General features: G+C 70.9%; 18 protein-coding genes. 13 read left to right on the forward strand and 5 right to left on the reverse strand.

All coding sequences use genetic code 11. The features are described 5' to 3' along the window. Nucleotides 1-134 precede the first annotated feature (134 nt). A complete protein-coding gene (locus tag ACFPP6_RS08760) occupies nt 135-731 on the reverse strand; it encodes a hypothetical protein (RefSeq protein WP_382038809.1) in 597 nt (198 codons plus the stop codon). Nucleotides 732-900: 169 nt separating this feature from the next. Between ACFPP6_RS08760 and ACFPP6_RS08765 the strand changes: the two genes are divergently transcribed. The 13 genes from ACFPP6_RS08765 to ACFPP6_RS08825 all read left to right on the forward strand — a co-directional run bounded on the left by ACFPP6_RS08765 (nt 901) and on the right by ACFPP6_RS08825 (nt 13,670). Further along, nucleotides 901-1,290 (forward strand): VOC family protein, encoded by a 390-nt coding sequence (locus ACFPP6_RS08765; protein WP_382038811.1) that lies wholly within the window; start codon nt 901-903, stop codon nt 1,288-1,290. A gap of 301 nt (nt 1,291-1,591) precedes the next feature. Then, complete coding sequence (locus ACFPP6_RS08770) at nt 1,592-2,419, forward strand: hypothetical protein (RefSeq protein WP_382038813.1); 828 nt, start codon at nt 1,592-1,594, stop codon at nt 2,417-2,419. Nucleotides 2,420-2,467: 48 nt separating this feature from the next. Further along, nucleotides 2,468-3,367, forward strand: a complete 900-nt coding sequence (locus ACFPP6_RS08775; RefSeq protein WP_382038814.1) for a LysR family transcriptional regulator — start codon at nt 2,468-2,470, stop codon at nt 3,365-3,367. Nucleotides 3,368-3,547: 180 nt separating this feature from the next. Further along, entirely contained in the window at nt 3,548-4,783 is a 1,236-nt protein-coding gene (locus tag ACFPP6_RS08780; protein WP_382038816.1) for a CaiB/BaiF CoA transferase family protein, read from the forward strand. A 20-nt stretch (nt 4,784-4,803) separates the two neighbouring features. After that, nucleotides 4,804-5,589, forward strand: coding sequence for a crotonase/enoyl-CoA hydratase family protein (locus ACFPP6_RS08785; RefSeq protein WP_382038818.1), 786 nt, complete (start codon nt 4,804-4,806; stop codon nt 5,587-5,589). Further along, nucleotides 5,586-6,335, forward strand: coding sequence for an acetoacetate decarboxylase (locus tag ACFPP6_RS08790; protein WP_382038819.1), 750 nt, complete (start codon nt 5,586-5,588; stop codon nt 6,333-6,335). Before ACFPP6_RS08785 ends, ACFPP6_RS08790 begins: the two co-directional genes overlap by 4 nt. After that, nucleotides 6,332-7,276 (forward strand): 3-hydroxyacyl-CoA dehydrogenase NAD-binding domain-containing protein, encoded by a 945-nt coding sequence (locus ACFPP6_RS08795; protein WP_382038821.1) that lies wholly within the window; start codon nt 6,332-6,334, stop codon nt 7,274-7,276. Before ACFPP6_RS08790 ends, ACFPP6_RS08795 begins: the two co-directional genes overlap by 4 nt. 22 nt (nt 7,277-7,298) lie before the next feature. Beyond that, nucleotides 7,299-8,483 (forward strand): acyl-CoA dehydrogenase family protein, encoded by a 1,185-nt coding sequence (locus ACFPP6_RS08800; protein WP_382038822.1) that lies wholly within the window; start codon nt 7,299-7,301, stop codon nt 8,481-8,483. Between the two features lie 131 nt (nt 8,484-8,614). Beyond that, entirely contained in the window at nt 8,615-8,989 is a 375-nt protein-coding gene (locus tag ACFPP6_RS08805; RefSeq protein WP_382038824.1) for a nuclear transport factor 2 family protein, read from the forward strand. A gap of 29 nt (nt 8,990-9,018) precedes the next feature. Further along, entirely contained in the window at nt 9,019-9,912 is an 894-nt protein-coding gene (locus ACFPP6_RS08810) for a class I SAM-dependent methyltransferase (RefSeq protein ID WP_382038826.1), read from the forward strand. Between the two features lie 250 nt (nt 9,913-10,162). Next, on the forward strand, nt 10,163-11,344 hold the full coding sequence (locus tag ACFPP6_RS08815; protein ID WP_382038827.1) for a glycosyltransferase family protein: 1,182 nt from the start codon (nt 10,163-10,165) through the stop codon (nt 11,342-11,344). A gap of 47 nt (nt 11,345-11,391) precedes the next feature. After that, entirely contained in the window at nt 11,392-12,705 is a 1,314-nt protein-coding gene (locus ACFPP6_RS08820; protein WP_382038829.1) for a radical SAM/SPASM domain-containing protein, read from the forward strand. Nucleotides 12,706-12,734: 29 nt separating this feature from the next. Further along, a complete protein-coding gene (locus ACFPP6_RS08825) occupies nt 12,735-13,670 on the forward strand; it encodes an NAD-dependent epimerase/dehydratase family protein (RefSeq protein WP_382038831.1) in 936 nt (311 codons plus the stop codon). Between the two features lie 58 nt (nt 13,671-13,728). Here ACFPP6_RS08825 and ACFPP6_RS08830 read toward each other — a convergent pair whose 3' ends face one another. The 4 genes from ACFPP6_RS08830 to ACFPP6_RS08845 are packed head-to-tail and all read right to left on the reverse strand — an operon-like array spanning nt 13,729 to nt 18,950. After that, nucleotides 13,729-15,339 carry a carbamoyltransferase C-terminal domain-containing protein gene (locus ACFPP6_RS08830; protein WP_382038833.1) on the reverse strand — a complete coding sequence of 537 codons (1,611 nt, stop codon included), beginning with the start codon at nt 15,337-15,339 and terminating at the stop codon, nt 13,729-13,731. Beyond that, nucleotides 15,336-16,577 (reverse strand): glycosyltransferase family protein, encoded by a 1,242-nt coding sequence (locus ACFPP6_RS08835; protein WP_382038835.1) that lies wholly within the window; start codon nt 16,575-16,577, stop codon nt 15,336-15,338. Before ACFPP6_RS08835 ends, ACFPP6_RS08830 begins: the two co-directional genes overlap by 4 nt. A gap of 7 nt (nt 16,578-16,584) precedes the next feature. Then, a complete protein-coding gene (locus tag ACFPP6_RS08840) occupies nt 16,585-18,123 on the reverse strand; it encodes a B12-binding domain-containing radical SAM protein (protein ID WP_382038837.1) in 1,539 nt (512 codons plus the stop codon). After that, nucleotides 18,120-18,950: a beta/alpha barrel domain-containing protein gene (locus ACFPP6_RS08845; protein ID WP_382038839.1), complete on the reverse strand. Its 831-nt coding sequence runs from the start codon at nt 18,948-18,950 to the stop codon at nt 18,120-18,122. Before ACFPP6_RS08845 ends, ACFPP6_RS08840 begins: the two co-directional genes overlap by 4 nt. Nucleotides 18,951-18,974: the final 24 nt, after the last annotated feature.

Here is an 18,974-nt window from a genome sequence, read left to right on the forward strand (position 1 = left end):
GTCTCCGGAACGGTCCCAGGCCCCGCCGACAAGCCGCCGCCATCGGACCGACAGCCCCCGATAGATGACCGACACCGCGGCTCTGCCGCTGGAAAGTCGGGGCGGAGCCATGGCTCCCGCTTCGCGGAGCGGGATCAGATCGGCAGCCCGATCAGCCCCCATCCGCGGTGGCGGGCTTCTGCGACGACCTCGGCCCATCCGTGGAGCAGCGTGGTGAATTCCTCGAACCTGCCAACCCAACGCCCGGGAGTGGCTGCATAGGTGTTGAACGGTTCGCGCAGCGCTTCGAGCCGGGGGTCTGCTGTGGTCCATGCCTGTGCCAGGGCCGGTACGTCCAGGGGCGGGCAATAGACCAACGGTTCGCCGTACCAGGGTTCGGCGGCGCCCTCGACCGGGTCGCTGTCGGCGCCGGGCGGGGCCCAGATCAGCCCGGCGAGGAAGGTGTCCAGTGCGCTGCGCAGGTCAGCCGGGGCGTGCTCGCGAATGGCTTCCCACCGCTCGCCTGCCCAGAAGTGCGGTTTGAAGGACCCGAGGGTGCCGGCGAACTCGTACCGTGCGCACCAGGACGGGAACGATTCGTGGGCTGGAGGCAGCCAGGCCCAGCCCTCCTCCAGGGATCCGTCGTAGTCGTCCGGGTCCGCGGCCTCGATGAGTACGCTCTTGCGCTCATGGACGGGGCTGCTCTCCAGCTCGGCCCAGTCCACTATGAGGGCAGTGATGTCCAATCCCATGATCACGAGCCTACGGCCCACACCCGAGCCACCACGATCCGCATCCTTCCCTCCGCCGACGCGCTTCGACAACACAGACAACGGCGACTATGATCCACGGCGACATCGCGTGTCGGTCACCGGCTGGGTGAGGCATGGAGGTGTCAGGAGATGCCCTCGGAGGCATTCCTTGACAGTTGAGTTGAACCACACGATCGTCCACGCCCGGGACAACCGGGAGTCCGCAGAGTTCTTCGCGGGCCTGCTGGGCCTTGAAATCACCGCCGAGTGGGGCCCGTTCATCGCGGTCGACCTGAGCAACGGCGTCACGCTGGACTTCGCCACGATCCCCGCGGACCGGATCGCTCCCCAGCACTACGCGTTCTTGATCTCCGAGGAGGAGTTCGACGCGGCGTACGCGCAGATCAGTCAGCGCGGCATCGAGCACTACGCCGACCCGCGCCGGCAACAGCCCGGCACGATCAACCACAACGACGGCGGGCTCGGCGTGTACTTCATGGACCCGGCGGGCCACGCCATGGAACTCATCACCGTGCCGTACGGCGGCTGGACCTCGTAAGCACCAGGCAACGAGGGCCGCACCCCCACACGGGGTGCGGCCCTCCGCCGCCCGTCAGCACCAGCACCAGCCTGTCCGACGGTCAGGTCGGCGGGCCCGCTTGGCCATGCTGTGCCCCTGACGCGATTCGTCGGACGCACCTGAGAAGGCCCAGGTCCCTGTGTTCCCTTCCTTCCCAGGGTGGCCACTCGTGGGAGTGGAGTTCTTGAGGCCCGTTAGCTCAGACGAGTGACTTTCCGGGTTCTTTCGGGCGTATAGGGCATGCCTGCCTTGCAGGAGTAACGGCACAGGGGAGGACGAAATGAAGTGGATCAGGATTCCCGTGATGGCGGCGGTCGCCGCCCTGACCCTCACCGCAGGAATGACCGATGCCACCGGCCGGACCGGCAGTGCACCGGCCTCCGAACCCAGGGCCGCAGCCCCGATGGATCACACCGGGAGTCAAGGCGCCGAGGTGGTCATCCCCGCAGGCCAGGCCAGAACGGCCATCGCGCCGTGCCCAGCCGGCCGTGAACCGAGCGGAGGCGGCGGCGTCAGGTCCGGTAAAGGGCTCTTCCTGACCGGCTCCTCACCTCAAGGCAATGCATGGGAAGTCAAGTTCAGCAACAAATCGGGCGTGGAGAGGCGAGGTTCAGCCTTTGTCGTCTGCACCGCTCAGTCCCACACGCGCCTGGCCGACGCCCCGCTCACGGTACCCGCCCACCAACAGAGCGTCAGCAGCTTCCTCAGGTGCCCCGGCAGCCAGGTACCCACCGGCGGAGGCTGGGAGGCGACAGGCACCGACGTCGTCGGCCTGCGGTTCTCCGCCTCGACCCAGTCGTACCACGCCGTGGTGTTCAACAACTCGGACGCGGTGCAGAACTTCAATGCGGTCGCCCTGTGCTCGACGGTCGCCCACGAGCCCCGGCTCGGCAACCAGATCACCGTCCAGCCCGGCGATGAAGGCGTTGCGACCGCCAATTGCGACCCCGGCCAAGTAGCCAGCGGTGGTGGTTCTTTCCCCAGCGGCCAGGCATTCATCGGCGCCTCTCGCGCACTCCCCAACGGCACCGGATGGCAGATCACCGCCGAGAACACGACGGGCACACCCCAGAAAGTGACTGCAGAGGCGATCTGCACATCGTCGTGACGCATCGCCATGAGACGGTATCCGCCGGACACGCCTTAGGGTACGGCGATGGATATCTTCCATCTGCGCTACTTCGTGGCGGTCGCCGAGAACCTCAGCTTCTCCCGGGCCGCGCGGCAACTGCACATGGCCACTTCGCCGTTGAGCCAGCGAATACGGGACCTGGAGCGCGAGCTCGGCCAGCGGCTGTTCGACCGGGATTCGCACCACGTGGCCCTGACCAGCGCCGGCACGGCGCTGCTGCCCGTCGCGAAGGACGTCCTCGGCCGGTTCGACGACATCCCCTGGCAGCTGCGCCGGGCCCTGGGGCCGGAGCGGCAGACGGTGTACGTGGGGGTGGTGCCGGCCCTGCACCCGCGGCTGCGGGAGCAACTGGAGCGGGTCGAGGAGCGCTGCACCGAGGGGTTCGACGTCAAGCGCTGGCCCGGCAACAGCGCGAACCTCGTCAACGCGGTGCAGCGCGGCGACCTGGCCATGGCGCTGGTGCACCTGCCGGTGCACGCCGAGGGGATCGAGGTGCTGGAGCTGCTGCGCGAGCCGCTGGCCGCGCTGCTGCCTGCCGCCGAGTTCGGCTCGCGGAGCTCGGTGTCGCTGAGCGAGCTCACCGAGCACACCTATGTGACGTCGGCGCCCGGGACGCTCCCGACGTATTTCGACCAGCTGCGGGTGCGTTTGAAAGCCGCGGGAATCCGTAAGGAAATCACTCTCAATATCGGGGATTATGCGAGCGTCCGTGAGATCGTGACGAACGGCTCGGCATTCGGAATCACCCTGCTCAGCACCAAAAGCAGTGAGAGCGGAAAGGGGTCAAGCGTCGTCCTGCCTTTCCGGGACTTCTCCCCCGCCCTCGCGACGGGGCTGATCTGGCGCCGGGACCGGGCCGAGCCGGACGGCGACCTGTACGGACTCGTGACGGAGGCCGGGTCCGTGTTCACCGGGCCCTCCTGAGAGCCCCGCCCAGGAAACGGCGTGACCGCTGTGGTCACGCCGTTTTTCGCGTTTTGGTGTCACTGATCGCTTGGGTTTCCGCACGTCACCGGACTAGCGTTTTTCTCAGGACGCGGGAACGCACCGAAGAGGGTGCGGGGCTCCCCCGTTCCCCGTCCCGTTGTCCGTAGTGGAGTGGTGATGGAATCCGCAGAGTCCGCAGAATTTATAGAATCCGTAGAATTCACAGAGCCCGCAACAGGAACAGACGCGCCCGCGGGCCCGCTCGCCGGAGTCCGCGTCATCGACATGGCCACCGTCGTGATGGGGCCCTACGCCGCGCAGATCCTCGGCGACCTGGGCGCCGACGTCATCAAGATCGAATCGCCGAACGACACCGTCCGCGTCGGCGCGCTGCACCGCACGCCCGGCATGACGCCGCTGAACCTCAACGTCAACCGCAACAAGCGCAGCGTGACGCTCAACCTCAAGGACAAGGGCGAACGCGCCAGGGCGCTGGAGCTGATCGGCACCGCCGACATCCTGATCACCAACATGCGCATCGACGCCCTGCGCCGCCTCGGCATGGATTACGACAACCTCGCCGCGGCCCACCCCCGCCTCGTTCACGTCCATGCCCAGGGGTTCCGCCCGGACTCCGACCGGGCCCGGCTGGCCGCGTACGACGAGACGGTGCAGGCCGCCTCCGGGCTGCTGGACCTGGCGCAGCGCGCGGGTGACGTGGGGGCGCCGGTGGTGCTGCCGAGCATCATCGCCGACAAGGTCGCCGCGCTGACGATCGTCTACGCGGCGCTGGCCGCCCTCGTCCACCAGCGGGCCACCGGCCGGGGGCAGCGGGTGGAGGTGCCCATGGTGGACACGCTGCTGGCGTTCAACCTGGTCGAGCACCTGCAGGGCCGCACCTTCGAGCCGCCGATGGGACCCACCGGATTCCCGCTGTCCATGAACAAGGGGCACCGGGCCCGCCCGACCAAGGACGGCCTAGCCATGATCATCCCGTACAGCCCGCAGAACTTCCGCGACCTGTTCGCCGCCGCGGGCCGTCCCGACCTGGCCGACGATCCGCGAGTGAACGGCGAGTTCATCGACGCGAAGCGGGACGGCGAGGCCCTTGCCGAGCTGATGGAGACGGTGACGCCACGGCTGACCACGGAGGAGTGGACGGAGGTCTGCACCAAGCACAGCATCCCGGTCGGCCCCGTGCTGCGGCTCGACGAGGCCGCCGAGGACCCGTACGTCCGCGAGGGGCATCTGCTGGACGTCGCCGAGCACCCCAGCGAGGGAGCGTACCGGGTGGTCGGTATACCGCTGACGTTCTCCGCCTCACCGGCCTCGGTGCGCCGGCACGCGCCGCTTCCCGGTCAGCACACGGAGGAAGTGCTCGCCGAGCTCGACCGCGGAAGGGCACAGCGATGAACACAGCGATGAATACGGCGATGAACAAGGCAATGGGCGCGGCGACGAGCGCCATCCGCACCGAGACCGTCGGCAGCACCCTCGTCGTCACCATCGACCGGCCCCGGGCCCGTAACGCCGTGAACGCCGAGGTGGCTCTGGGCATCGCCGCGGCCGTCGACCGGCTGGAGTCCGACCCCGGGCTGCGGGTGGGCGTCCTCACCGGCGCGGACGGCACCTTCTGCGCGGGCATGGACCTCAAGGCCGCCGCCCGCGGCGAACAGGTGACCGTCCCCGGCAAGGGCTTCGCCGGACTCGTCGAGGCCCCGACGACCAAGCCGCTGATCGCGGCCGTCGAGGGCCACGCCCTGGGCGGCGGATTCGAACTGGCCCTGGCCTGCGACCTGGTGGTCGCCGCCCAGGGCGCCCGCTTCGCCCTCCCCGAGGTCAGGCGCGGACTGATCGCCGGTGGCGGCGGAGTCGTGCGGCTCCCCCGGCGCGTCCCCCATCACCTGGCGATGGAGCTGCTGCTGACCGGCCGCACGGTCACCGCCGGACGCGCCCGCGAGCTGGGCGTCGTCAACCGCCTCACCCCGGACGGCGGAGCGCTTCCGGCCGCGCTGGAGCTCGCCGAGGAGATCGCCGCCAACGCGCCGCTGGCCCTGGCCGCGGTGAAGAGGACCGTCCGGCTGGCCGACGGCGCGCCGGAGGCGGAGGCGTTCGCCGCGCAGGCCGCCGAGGCCGGAGCGCTGCTGCGCTCGGCCGACTTCGCCGAAGGGGTGCGTGCCTTCACCGAGAAGCGCGCCCCGCAGTGGAGCGGACGATGAACCGCACCCGCATCCTGGGGACCCTCAACACCCCCGTCACGGCACCCGCGTACGCCCCGGTCGCGGCCCGTTTCACCGATCGCGAGTACCTCAGCATCGTCTACCGGACCGACCCCGAGGCGCTGCGGGCCGTGGTGCCCGAGCCGCTGCGGGTCGACGAACCGCTGGTGCGGTTCGAGGTGATGAAGATGACGGACGTCACGGCCTACGGCCCGTACGTCGAGGCCGGACAGGCGATCCCGGTGCGGTTCGGGGACGAGCGCGGCGAGTACCTGCACGCGATGTACCTGGACAGCTTCGCCGCCACCGCCGCGGGCCGCGAGGTGAGCGCCTATCCGAAGGCGATGGGCACGCCGGCCCTGTTCTCCGACCACTCCGCGCTGGTCGGGACGCTGGACTACGGCAGCGTGCGGGTGGCCACCGCGACGATGGGCTACAAGCACCGGCCGCTCGCCCCGGAGCTCGCCCGCGAGCAGATCGCCGTGCCCACGTACATGCTCAAGGTCGTCCCCGGCTACGACGGCACCCCGCGCGTCTGCGAACTGGTCCGCACGCGGATCACCGATCTCGTGGTCAAGGAGGCCTACACCGGCCCCGCACGGCTGCAGCTCTTCGAGCACGTGCTGGCGCCGCTGGCGGACCTGCCGGTGCGCGAGATCGTCTCGGCCTGCCACATCGTCACGGATCTCACGCTGGACAAGGCCGTTCCCGTCCACGACTACCTGACCGAGGAGGACGCGTCATGACCCCCGAGTGGAAGACCGTCACCGTCGTCGGCGCCGGCACCATCGGCCTCGCATGGGCCGCGCTGTTCGCCTCGCACGGAATCGAGGTGACCGTCACCGATCCGCGCGAGGACCTCGACGCGGCCGTCGACGACGCGCTGCCGATGCTCGCCGCCGGACTGCCCGGCAGCGACGCGCCCGAACTGCGCGGCCGCATCCGCACCACCCACGACCTGGCCGACGCCGTGGCCGGAGCCCGGCTCGTCCAGGAGAACGGCCCGGAGAACCTGCAGTTCAAGCAGCAGCTGTTCGCCGACATCGCCCGGCACGCCCCGGCCGGCGCTGTGCTGGCCACCTCCAGCTCCGGGATCGTCGCCTCCCGGATCGCCGACGGACTGCCGGACATGGCCGCCGCGCGGCTGCTGGTCGCACACCCCTTCAATCCGCCGCACCTCGTGCCGCTCGTGGAGATCGTGCCGGGCGAGCGCACCACGGAGGACGTCGTCGAGGCGGCCGTTGCCTTCTACCGGGCCCTGGGCAGGACGCCCGTGCGGCTGCGCAAGGAGGTCCCCGGGTTCGCGGCGAACCGGCTGCAGAGCGCGGTGCTCCAGGAGGCGATCCACCTCGTTGTCAGTGGGGTGGTGGACGCCCGGGAGCTCGACACCGTGATGAAGGCGTCGCTGGGCGGCCGCTACGCGGCCGTCGGCCCCTTCGAGAGCTTCCACCTCGGCGGCGGCCCCGGCGGCATCCGCCACATGATGCAGCACCTGGGCCCCGGCCTCACCGAGGGCTGGCGGCGCCTGGGCCGCCCGGAGCTGGACGACGCCGCCGTCGCCACGATCGTCCACCAGACCGAGGCCGCGTACGGACACGGCCCCGAGGCGTACCGGGAACGCGCCCTGCTCCGCGACCGCAAACAGCTCGCCCTGAACGCCGCGCTGCGCCACGCCGACCACGGCTGAACCTTTCACGAAGGAGTCATCGATGCCCAAGCCCGCCAACGCCACCCCCGATTTCTTCGGCTTCGCCGACCTGCTCAGCGATGCCGAGCGGGCCGAACTGGCCGGCATTCGCGATTACTTGGAAAGCGAGATCAAGCCGCTGGCCCAGGACGCCTGGGACCGGGCGGAATTCCCCTTCGAGGTGATCGGCAAGGTGGCCAAGCTCCGGCCGGCCGGATACACCTATCCCGAATTCGGCGACGGCCGCCCGCGCAGCGAGCTCTTCTCCGGCTTCCTCACCATGGAACTCAACCGCGTCGACCCGTCGCTGGCGGTGTTCTGCGGGGTCCACACCGGCCTGGCGATGGGCAGCATCCGCGGCGGCGGAAGCCCGGAGCAGCGCGAGCGCTGGCTGCCGGACATGGCCGCGATGAACAAGATCGGCGCATTCGCCCTGACCGAGCCCGAGGGCGGCTCCGACGTCGCGGGCGGCATGCGCACCACCGCCCGGCGCGAGGGGGACACCTGGGTCCTCGACGGTGCCAAGCGGTGGATCGGCAACGGCACCTTCGCCGATCTCGTCGTGGTCTGGGCGCGCGACGTCGCCGACGGCAACGTCAAGGGCTTCGTGGTGGAGAAGGGCACCCCCGGTTTCACCGCCACGAAGATCGAGGGCAAGATCGCGCTGCGGACGGTGCAGAACGCCGACATCGTCCTCGACGGGGTACGGGTCCCCGAGGCGAACCGTCTGCAGCGCATCGACAGCTTCCGCGACACGGCCGCCGTCCTGGCGCACACGCGGGGCGGCGTGGCCTGGCAGGCGCTGGGGATCGCGGTGCGCGCCTACGAGCTGGCCCGTGGGTACGCCGTCACGCGCGTGCAGTTCGGCCGGCCCATCGGCTCCTTCCAGCTGGTCCAGGATCTCCTGGTGAAGATGCTCGGCAACATCACCGCGATGTTCGGCATGGTCGTCCGCCTCAACCAGCTGGTCGCCGCCGGCCGGAGCAGCGCCGAGCAGGCGGCGCTCGCCAAGGCGTTCACCACCACCCGCATGCGCGAATGCGTCGCCTGGGCCCGTGAACTCTTCGGCGGCAACGGCATCGTCCTCGACTACGAGATCGCCAAGTTCTTCGCGGACGCCGAGGCCGTCTACTCCTTCGAGGGCTCCCGCGAAATGAACACCCTCATCGTCGGCAAGGCCGTCACCGGTCACAGCGCCTTCGTGTGACGAGCGGACGTGGCCGGGTGGGGCCCGCCCCGGCTCCCACCCGGCCGGTCAGGCGTGGACGGCGGGACACCTCACGGGCATCCCGGGTAACTGAGGGTCGCATTCCGCAAGTTGGCTGGTATTACTGATGCATGCAGGAAGAGACCGCGCAGTGTGCGATCGATACGTTCATCTCCGCATTCAACGCCTCGGACGACAGGTATGTGACCACCCTGCTGGCCCAGGCCCTGACCTCGGACGTGATCCTCTGGGGACCGTTGGGGCGCAGCGAGGGGCTAGAGGCAGTCGAGCGCTTCGTACGGGACATCCGGCGTCATCCGGCAGGGAGCGGCACGATGACCCGTTGCTCGGGAGTGGACATGCCGGACGAATGGGCTCGGTACCAGTGGGTTTTCACTACACCTGACGACGGCCCCCGCCTGGCAGGCACGGATGTCGTCCACCTGCGGCGGAACCTCATCGATCAGATCATTGTCTTCGCAGGAGACACCCAGCCCCTCCCCTGAGCACCTCACACGTCTCTTCCGACGTCGCCATGACCGACGCACACGACTTCCGGGAGCCAGCAGTGCCGGCAGGGCCGAAGACCTTCCCGTTCGTCCACTATCTGCTCGGGGTCGAGGGTCTGGCCTTGCTGCGGTCCTGGCTGGTCGGTGACGCGGCGGCCTCGGCCGCGCGGATCGCGGAGGCGGCCGAGTTGTGCCGGCGGTGGTCCGCGCGGTCCCCGTCCGGCGACGTCGTCGTGGAGGAGAGCCCCGTACCGGACGGCTACGAGACATGGTCGGCGTCGTACGACGACTCCCCCAACGCCGTCATGGTGCTGGCCGACCGGGCCCTCGAACGCGCCCTGTCGGGGATTCCCGCGGGACGGGCGCTCGACGTGGCATGCGGAACGGGACGCCAGGGGGAGCGGCTGCGGTCACTCGGTCACCAGGTGGTGGGCGTCGACAGGTCGCCGACGATGCTGGCGCGGGCCCGGCAGCAGCTGCCCGGCAGCGGGCTCGTGGTCGCGGACATGGGGGCGCTGCCCTTCGCGAGCGGCGGGTTCGACGTGGTGACCTGCTGCCTGGGCCTGGCGCACCAGGACGATCTGCGGCGGGCGGTCGGCGAGATCGGGCGCCTGCTCCGTCCCGGGGGCCACGCGATCCTGTGCGACGTCCATCCCACTCTCGTGCTGCTCGGCGGCCATGCCGTCGTGCCGCTCGGCGAGGGGCGTGTGGGCTTCGTCCGCAACCACCACCACTCGCACTCGGCCTACCTGAAGGCGTTCGCGGAGCACCGGCTGGATGTCGTGGACAGCGCCGAACCGGTCTTCACCGAGGAATGCCGGGTGAGCATGTCGGCCGCGACGCAGGTGCCCGAGGCCGCGCGCGCGGCGTTCACCGGGTTGCCGGCCGTGCTGATGTGGAAGCTTCGCCGAGCCCGCTGAACCCGGCCTGGTTCAGCGGTCGTTGGCGTCTTCCCCGGTGTGAACCTCTGGGGTAGAGTCCTGTGGAGCAAATGCTGGTCATGTACAGGTAATGCCGTGATACCGGACTCCATCCTCGCGTCGGGGAGCAGAGCATGGTGCGCGCCACAACTCGACCTGCACGGCTCGTGATCCCGATACCCCGCATCCGCACCCGCACCGCGCGACCCGCGGGCTGCGCGGCGGCCGGCACGGACCGGGTCCGGGGCCGGTGACGCTCGGCCGTGAACCCTTCCGGCGCTGGCCGCAGCGCCTGGTGGCCCGTGGATTCGCGCCACCACCGGAGCCCGAGCCTCCGGTCACAGCCCTGGTGCGGGCCGGCGCCGACGGCACATGGGCGAGACTGTCCGGGCGGGGAGCGGCCGACGCCCTGCCGGACGTGCCGCCTCACGGCTTGGCCGTGCTCTGCCCCAGCTACGTCAGCCGCTGCAGCCCGCGGGAGCACATGGAGATCGCCGGCCACGTCCTCGACCAGGTGGTGGCGCTGCGTCGTGCCCGCCCGCGGCTGCCGGTCGTCCTGTGGTTCGGCATGCAGTGGCGGGCGGGCGAGGAGGCAGAGGAAGCCGTGCGCCGGCTCGCCCGGATCGGGGACCTGGCCCGGGAAAGGGCGCCCGGCCTGGCGTACGTGGGCCTTTCGCTGCCCGGCCCGGGGAAGGTGCGGACGACGAACGCGGCGCTCAGGGCCGCCGCGCCCCTGCGCCCCGCGGCGTGGCTCTGGCTCGACGACGACGTCCGGATGGAGCCGGGGTGCGTCGAGCGGCTGGTCGAGCGGTTCGAGGAGCGCGGGCGAACCGGTGCGGTGGGCGCGGCCAAAGTGGCGCTGGCCACCCGGGACAGCACCTCCCGTGTGCTGCGTCGGCTGGGGCTCACCACCGCGCCCCGCAAGAACTACCCGAACGCCTGCTGCATGCTCGTCGAGGCCGGCGTCGTGGCCGGCGGCATTCCCACCAGGATCGGCGCGGACGACGCGTACGTACTCTTCGAACTCCTCGACCCGGCGGCCGAGGATCCCTTCCACGCCCTGGAGGTCCTGCCGGACGCGCGCTGCCGGTTCTTCCACGGGGGAACACCCGGCACCGCCGTGCGCCGGCTGCGTTCGACGCTGTTCAGCCACCTCCTGCACATGGCGGACTATCCCTGGCCGAAGGCACGGGTGTACTTCGAGGAGACCCTCTTCCACGGACTGTGGCCGCTCGCCCCGTGGGACGGCCGGCGGGGGCCGGCCGGTGGAACGCTGCGCTGGGCGGTGAAGGCGGTCCACTTCTCCTGGTTCGCCGCCGCCGGGTCGGCGTTGCTGGTCCGCGGACTCGTGAACCGCCCGCTCCGCCGGGCCCCGTGGGCGGACACCTCCGACTACCTCGGTCCCCCGCGGCCGTCGGCACGAGGCACGTAGTTCCCTGTGTTCCCCATGGCAGTGACCGAGCGCGAGGGGTGAAGAGCATGGCACGACAGCCCACGAGTCTGAGCGGACACTTCCGCACCGACCTGTCGGGGAGGTTCAACGAACTCGACGTACTGCGCCGGCAGTGGGCCTTGTTCGCGGCGAACACCGAGGGACAGGTCCTGCCCCCGTACGAGGTGCTGATCCACCCGTCCAGTGGCTGCAACCTGCGCTGCCAGTGGTGCATCGGCGACCACGTGCCCGTCGAGGTCTGGGACGACGACCACGAGCGGCTGGTGATGCTGGACGCGTCGAAGGAGGCCCCGGACCGGCTGCCGGACGTGCTGGCCGAACCGAAGGCGATGATGAAGCTCGCCGAGGACCTCGTCGGCTACCGCAAGACCGCGGCGTACCAGTCCGGCGGTACACGGCACACTGCGGAGTTCGGGGTGTGCAACGTCTCCTTCTCCGGGCTGATCGGCGAGCCTCTCGTCGCCCGTGCGGCGCTGATTCCGGCCATCCGCTACCTGACGGCTCACGGCATGCGCGTGGGGATGTTCACCAACGGCGTGCTGATGGACGACCGGGCGATCGACGTCCTGGTGCACACCGCCTACCTGCACCTCAGCCTGGACGCGGGCAAGGCCGAGACCTACGGCGCGCTGAAGTTCAAGGGACACCGCTCCGGAGCCGTCAAGTTCGAGCGGGCGGTGGAGAACCTGCGCAAGCTGGTCACCCGTCGCGACGAGCTGGACACGGAACTGGAGATCAGCGTCTCGTTCATCCTCTACCCCGAGAACTACCACGAGGTGCGGGAGGCCGCGGAGCTGGTACGGGAGATCGGGGCCGACCGGCTGCGGCTGAAACGCGACATCTCGGGCGACCGGCTGCTCGACGGGGCGCAGCGCGAGCATGCCAACCGCCTCATCGCGAGCATCCGGGACGACCTGGTCGACGACGCGTTCCAGCTCGTCGAGGTCCACCGGCTCGACGAACTCGGCGAGTCGGCCCGCCGGTTCTCCCACTGCTCGATCACCGACATGATGGCCGCCATCGGCTCGGACGGGCATCTGTACCCGTGCAACTACCACCCCCGGCCGAACGGCGCGTCCTACGGGAGCGCGATCGACACCTCCTTCCGTGAGGTCTGGGAGGGGGAACAGCGGATGGCGCTGCGCGCCCAGCTGCCCTCCATCTGCCCCAAGGTGTGCGATCCGTTCAAGAACCGGGCCAACGCCATGCTGCAGGTCGCCCACGGAATCGCCCGGGAGCACGGCCTGGATCACCTGGAACGTGACGTCACCGATCTGGTCGTCTCCGGAGCCTACGATCCGCACCACGGCCACCGCGCCGGCGGCCGCGGCGGACGGTGACGGGCGGCGAGGCCGCACGGCGGTCGCGCGTGCTGGTCACCGGGGCCGACGGCTATCTCGGCACGTCCGTCGTGCGGCGGCTGCGCGAGGCGGGGCACGAGGTGCTGGGCCTGACCCGGCGTCCGGGCGGCGGGGTCCACCGCCCGGACGGGGCGCGGGCCGTGCACGGCGACGTGCGGGACGCGGAGCGGCTGTCGGCGGTGGTGCGCGAGGCGCGGATCGACACGGTCTGCCATCTCGCGGCGCTCACCCGCACCGCCGAGTCCCGCCGTGATCCGCTGGGGTACTTCACCACCAACGTCCAGGGCACGGTGAACGTCCTGAGCGCCCTCGCCGGCCCGGGGCGGGCCGCCGGCCACGCCCGCCTGGTCTTCGTCTCCACCTGTGCGGTGTACGGGCCGGGCGACGGCACCCCGGCGCGCGAGGACGACCCGCTGGGTCCGGACACTCCCTACGCGGCGTCGAAGCGTGCCGCCGAGGAGGTGATCGGCTTCCGGGCCGGGACGGGCGGACTGGGTGCGGTCACCTTGCGCTGCGTCAACATTGCGGGTGCCGACGGGTGCCCCGACCCGGATCCCACCCGTCTGGTGCCCCGGACGCTCCTGGCGGCCACCGGCCGGGTCCCGGCCCTGACGGTGACCGGGGACGGGTCCTCGGTCCGCGAGTTCGTGCACGTCGACGACGTGGCACGGGCGTGTGCGGCCGCGCTGGACGCCTGTCGCGCGGGCGAGCACGCGGTGTTCAACGTGGGCAGCGGCACCGGCGTCGCGGTGCTCGATGTGGTGTCGGCCGCCGAGGAGCTGACGGGGCGTACTGTTCCGGTCGTCCACCGGGAGGGCACCGAGCCGGCGGTCCTGCGGGCCGACAGCGGGCGCATCCGGGACCGGCTCGGCTGGCGGCCGCGACGGTCGGCCATCCGGCGGATCCTCTCCGACACTCTGGCGGCCGGGCTTCCGGAACCCTGACCCCGGCCCCGCGGGGTGCCGGCTGCCGTCCGGCCGCCGGCACCCCGCGGGGCGGCCTTCACTTCCGCGGCGGCCTTGCCCGGCCGCCGTTGTAGGCCATGAGGTTCCCGAGGACGAACAGATCGACGTCGCGCTCGCGGAAGTCCATCAGCGCGTCGTGGGCCCGGTGGGCGATGGCCCGCCCCCGGGCGTTGAGCGAGGTGTTGATCAGAGCCGGTGTCCCGCTCATCCGCTCGAACTCCTCCAGCAGGTGGTGCAGCCGGGGGTTCTGCTCGCGGCCGACGGTCTGCAGCCGCGACGTGCCGTCCACGTGCCGGGCCTCGGGTATCAGTCCCTCGGGCACGTCGTAGTTGAACAACATGTACGGAGAGGGGGGCGCGCCGGGAAACAGCTCCTGGAAGACCTCGGTGCGCATCACCGCGCCGAGCGGGCGGAACCATTCGCGTTCCTTGAGCCGTTCACTGAGCCGCTTGCGCATCCCGGCGACGTCCGGGCTGCCCAGCAGGGACCGGTTGCCGAGCGCCCGGGGGCCGCTCTCCGACGGCCCGCCGACCATGGCCACGACCCCTCCCCCGGCCAGCACGCGCGCGGCCGCGGCCGGCTCGTAGGGCAGCGGGTTGAGCGCGGCGGCCATGATGGTCTCGCGGATCTCGTCCTCGGTCTCGGCCTCGCCGTTGAGGTACACCCCGAACGGCTCGACCGGCAGGCCGTACAGGAACCGCAGCGCGTAGACGCCGGCGCCGAGCGAGTGGCCCGCGTCGCCGCAGGCCGGAGGGATGGCGATGTCCCTGTCGAAGCGCTTGCGCAGGTGCGCGTTGGCCACCACGTTCAGGGCGCACCCGCCGCCGAGTGCCAGCGGGACGTCGTCCCGCCCGGCGGCGTCGATGTGCTTGGCCAGCGCCGCGTGCACGCTCTCCGTGAACATCTGCTGCAACGTCGCGATGCAGTCCGCCCGCTGCTCGAAGTCCTGGACGAACCCCGGCCGGGCGAGCAGCTCGGCGCCGACCCGCTCGGCCATCGCCCGGTCGGACAGGATGCGGTCGTCGATCCCCTCCAGGAGCTCCCGGACCGCGGTGGACGGCTGTCCGTAGCCGCCGAGGGCCATGACCTTCCCCGCCACGCTCGGGCCCTTGCCGAAGCCGAAGAGGTACCCGAACGCGCTCCACCCGAAGCCGGTGCCGTACCACGGCAGCGGTTCGGTCTCGACCCACTCGAGCCGGCCTTCCGCGTACTGGAAGAGCGAGCTGTGGGAGATCTGCCCGCGCCCTTCGTTGGTCAGTACCAGACAGCCGTCGGGATGGCCCGCGTACTGCAGCGCCAGCGCCGCGTGCGACACCTCGTGGGTGACGATCACGCAGTCCACGGTCCTTCCCAGCAGGTCGCAGGTCGTGCGGTAGTGCGGCGCCCCGCCGTTGACGGCGGCCATGGCCCGGTTCAGATCGGGTATCCGCAGGACGGATTCGCGCACCGGCGAGCTGACCGCGACGAGGTCGATGCCGTCCGCGTCGACCTGCGGCTGGGCCAGGCAGTGCCGCACGGCCAGTGCGATCCGGTGGTCGTGCTTCCAACGGGTCAGCCGCTCGGTCTCCATCGAGTAGACCAGACGGCCGTCCTCGAAATAGCTGACTCCGCTGTCGTGCCCCAGGGAGTGGAGGGACAACACCTTCATGGACCGGGTTTCCTCTCGTCGGTGGGGTGGAGATCGCGCTCGGCGGTGGCCGGCGTGGTGCCCCGGCCGGGCGCGCCCGCGGTCGGGTAGCCGCTCCACGCGACCTCGCGCAGCGGACGGCCGAACAGCCCGCGCAGGTACAGCTCCGCGCCGATGGCGCCGAACCACAGGAAGTACAGCCACTTGATGGCCGCCTTCCGGCACGCGAAGCGGACGCCTTGGGAGTGGTCCCACCGGGCCAGTGGCCACATGCCGAGGAAGAGGATCTCGCGGAAGTAGTAGCGCGCGGTCGGGTAGGACCAGTCCGCGAGGTAGATGTGGTGGTTGAGCAGGAGCCTGCGAATGCGCCGGCGGGTGGCGCCGGCCGGTCCGGCCACCTGGTAGTGCACCCGGGCGCCGGGGACCAGGCGCAGCCGGTGCAAGGGGTCCGGGGCTCCGGGATCGAGCAGCCGGAAGCACACGTAGCCGTCGTCGGAGACGTACCGGTCCGGGATGCCGCCGGCCACGACGGCGGTGGCGACGAGGATGCAGCAGCCGTGCGGGTAGTTGGTGGCCGGAGCGGCGACGGCCTTGGCCCGGTGGAGGATCCTGGAGGTGAGGTGGCCGCTGGAGTGGGGGATCTTCGTCGCCCCGACGGCTCCGCGGCAGCCCTCCTCGCGGAAGGCGGTGACCAGCCGGGCGAGGCATTCCTCCTCCATCCGCACGTCGTCGTCCATCCAGCCGATGCCGTCCAGGCCCAGCCGCTCGGCGACGGAGATGGCCGCGTTGAGCGTGCGGACCTTGAGCGGTCCGCGGAGCAGCAGGCCGACGACTTCCGGGCCGTCGGCGGCCATTTCCACCAGGGCGCCCAGCCGCCGCCGGGCCTCGTGCCGCTGCTCCGGTGTCTGCCACTGCATCCCGATCATCAGCACCAGGCGTACGTCCGGATGGGCGCGGCATGCCGTGCCGACCCTCTTGAGCAGGTCCCGGAACATCTCCCGCTGTTCCTCGGGCGTGGCGCGGGTCACCTGGGTGGGCATCACCAGCCCGATTCCGCCGCCTCCGGGGCGGGGCGAGGGGAAGCCGCCGGGTGCCAGGTAGTCGACGGGGGTGTCCCAGGTGCTGGTGGGCCGGTAGCCGCGGGCGATGCGGCGGCGGATGTGGGCCAGCAGCAACGGCTCCCGCGCAGTGGCGTGCCCGGGGCCGGTGGCGGTGTCCGTTCGCCGTGACCGGGTCGGCGGCTTCCGCGGCTTCGGCATCGCCGGTTCAGAAGTCGCGGACGGTGTTGGAGTCGGAACGCGCCAGGCTCAGCAGCCCCGAAGCGGTGTTGCGCCACTGGCCGGTGACAGCCATGTGGGTCAGCAGGGGCCGGACCATCTCCCGGCGCAGGAAGAACGAACGGTACGCCTCGCGCGCCCGGGCCTCGGCACCCTGGACCAGGTAGCCGATGCGCCGCGTGAACTGCCCCTGGACGAAGGAGTCCCAGTAGTCGCCGGGGATGGCTCCGTCGGCGACGCACTCCTCGTGCAGCGGAGTGCCCGGCAGCGGTGTCGCCGTGTAGAAGCTGGCGTAGTCCAGCGGCAGACGGCAGGCGAGGTCGACGGTGCGCCGGAACTGCTCCCGGCTCTCGCGCAGCCATCCCACGATGAAGTATCCGAAACCCTTGATCCCGGCGAGGTGGGCCGAGGTGACCGCGTCCTCGATCTTCTCCAGATTGCTCTCCTTGCGCATGCGGCGCAGGATCTCCGGGTCTCCGTGCTCGATGCCGAAGCGCAGACGCACGCAGCCCGCCCCGGACATCGCGCTCAGCAGTTTGCCGGGCACCAGGTCGACGCGGGTCGGCGCCTCCCAGCGCACCTTGAGGCCCTTGTCGTGGATCTGCTCGCAGATCTCGAAGACCCGTCCCCGGTGAAGGGTGAAGACATCGTCGTAGAACATGATCTCCTTCACCCCCCACCGCTCCCGGAGGTGGGCCATCTCACCGACCACGTCGTCCGGACTGCGGTACATGGACCGCCTGTCCACGGCCTGCTTGAAGCAGAAGCTGCACTTGAAGGGGCAGCCGCGGCTGGAGATCATCGTCGCGAAGGGGCGCGGGGCCATGATGGAGAAGAACCGGTCGACCGGGAGCCCTTCCCGCTCCGGCCAGCCCACGTCCTCCAGGTTCACCATGGGCGCCGCGCCGCCGTCGTACGTGCGGGAGATCAGCCCCGGGATGTCCTCCGGCTCGTCGCCGTGCTCCAGGGCCTCGGCCAGCGCCGGCATGATCGTGACGCCTTCGCCGACGCCGACGTAGTCGATGCACGCGTGGTACAGGTTCTCCCGGTCGTAGACCTCGGTGTGCGAGCCGCCGAGGATGACCCGGGCGCCGGTGCTCTTCGCCGCCCGGCACGCCTCGATGGCGCCCGGCAGGCCGGGGGTGGTCGTGGTCACGCCGACGAGGTCCGGGCGGTAGTCGGCCAGCAGCCGGCGCAGTCCCTCGCCGTCGAGCCCCATGGCGGGGGTGTCGATCTGCACGACGTTGCCGAACCCGGCCTTCTTCAATGCCGTGTGGATGTAGCCCAGCCCCAGGTGCGGAAGCACTCCCGCGCGGCGCTGGACGGCGTTGATCTGCCGGGTGTTCAGACACAGGTCGTGGTGGCGTACGAGCGCGATGCGCAGCCTGCGCGACCGGGGCGGCCGGGTGCGCAGCGGTGCGCTCCGGGGAGCGGGCGGCCCGAAGGCGTTCACGATCGGCAGCGCGGTGCGCGGCCGCGTTCCGCCTTGCCTCCGGGGCTGTCCCTGGGGCGGAGCTGTACCGGTCATCTCGGTCCCCCTCCTCCTGCGTCGGTACGGCACGTGGCGGCCGCCGGGGAGCCCGTGCCGGCCGGGAGCCGCCGGCCGCACAGGGCCTCCAGCTCGGCGCGCCAGCCGGGGGTCTCCAGGGCTCCGGCGAACACGACGTAGTCCGCACCCGCGCGGATGTACGCGTCGATGTGCCGGCGGGTCCTGATGCCACCGCCGACGAAGATGAGCTGTTCCGGCCGCAGCCGCTGCCGGAAGTACCGGCAGACCTCCTGCGACACGTCCTCGTAGCGCGAGTACAGGTACACCACGTCGAAGCCCAGCAGCCGGATCACCCGGACGTGGAAGTCCAGGGCCTGCGGGGAGCGTTCGACCGGGACGGTCGCCATGGCGTCGAACGACACGGCGTCGTCGCCGAAGGTGAGCGCCGCTTCGAGCAGCATCTCCGGCGGGCGGTGCACGTGGCCCGCGCCGCGCCCGGGGCCCGTGGCCGTCTGCAGGATGCTCTTCCAGACGAAGTGGTCGTCGTGTGATCCGAGCAGGGCCGGGCAGAGCATGGCGTCGGCGCCGGGGGCCACCGGCAGCCCGGCGCCGGGCCTGGCCGGGAAGTGCGTGATGACCGGGATCCGGACCGCAGCCTTCACCCGGGCCACGTAGTCGGGCATCCGCGCGTCGAAGTCCTCGTAGTCGGTGCTGGCCAGGATGAGGAACGGGAGCCCCAGGCGCTCGACGGCGACGGCCTTCAGCACCGCCTCGTCCACCGCCACCTTGAACGGGTCCACGACGTGCACCGGGCTCGGTCTGCGCGACCGGAGCAGTTCGAGTACCCCTCGTCCGGTACCGGTCATCCGAACCCCCCGTGTCCGATGGCA

This window comes from Streptomyces aureoversilis, from assembly GCF_042657885.1.
Lineage (GTDB): Bacteria > Actinomycetota > Actinomycetes > Streptomycetales > Streptomycetaceae > Streptomyces > Streptomyces aureoversilis.

Bases quoted from the DNA above. Each gene is read 5' to 3' on its own strand.
- ACFPP6_RS08790 (WP_382038819.1), top strand. From the start codon at position 5,586: ATGAACCGCACCCGCATCCTGGGGACCCTCAACACCCCCGTCACGGCA.
- ACFPP6_RS08830 (WP_382038833.1), bottom strand. From the start codon at position 15,339: ATGAAGGTGTTGTCCCTCCACTCCCTGGGGCACGACAGCGGAGTCAGC.
- ACFPP6_RS08835 (WP_382038835.1), bottom strand. From the start codon at position 16,577: ATGCCGAAGCCGCGGAAGCCGCCGACCCGGTCACGGCGAACGGACACC.
- ACFPP6_RS08785 (WP_382038818.1), top strand. From the start codon at position 4,804: ATGAACAAGGCAATGGGCGCGGCGACGAGCGCCATCCGCACCGAGACC.
- ACFPP6_RS08795 (WP_382038821.1), top strand. From the start codon at position 6,332: ATGACCCCCGAGTGGAAGACCGTCACCGTCGTCGGCGCCGGCACCATC.
- ACFPP6_RS08780 (WP_382038816.1), top strand. From the start codon at position 3,548: ATGGAATCCGCAGAGTCCGCAGAATTTATAGAATCCGTAGAATTCACA.
- ACFPP6_RS08805 (WP_382038824.1), top strand. From the start codon at position 8,615: ATGCAGGAAGAGACCGCGCAGTGTGCGATCGATACGTTCATCTCCGCA.
- ACFPP6_RS08760 (WP_382038809.1), bottom strand. From the start codon at position 731: ATGGGATTGGACATCACTGCCCTCATAGTGGACTGGGCCGAGCTGGAG.
- ACFPP6_RS08775 (WP_382038814.1), top strand. From the start codon at position 2,468: ATGGATATCTTCCATCTGCGCTACTTCGTGGCGGTCGCCGAGAACCTC.
- ACFPP6_RS08845 (WP_382038839.1), bottom strand. From the start codon at position 18,950: ATGACCGGTACCGGACGAGGGGTACTCGAACTGCTCCGGTCGCGCAGA.
- ACFPP6_RS08770 (WP_382038813.1), top strand. From the start codon at position 1,592: ATGAAGTGGATCAGGATTCCCGTGATGGCGGCGGTCGCCGCCCTGACC.
- ACFPP6_RS08800 (WP_382038822.1), top strand. From the start codon at position 7,299: ATGCCCAAGCCCGCCAACGCCACCCCCGATTTCTTCGGCTTCGCCGAC.
- ACFPP6_RS08820 (WP_382038829.1), top strand. From the start codon at position 11,392: ATGGCACGACAGCCCACGAGTCTGAGCGGACACTTCCGCACCGACCTG.
- ACFPP6_RS08810 (WP_382038826.1), top strand. From the start codon at position 9,019: ATGACCGACGCACACGACTTCCGGGAGCCAGCAGTGCCGGCAGGGCCG.
- ACFPP6_RS08840 (WP_382038837.1), bottom strand. From the start codon at position 18,123: ATGACCGGTACAGCTCCGCCCCAGGGACAGCCCCGGAGGCAAGGCGGA.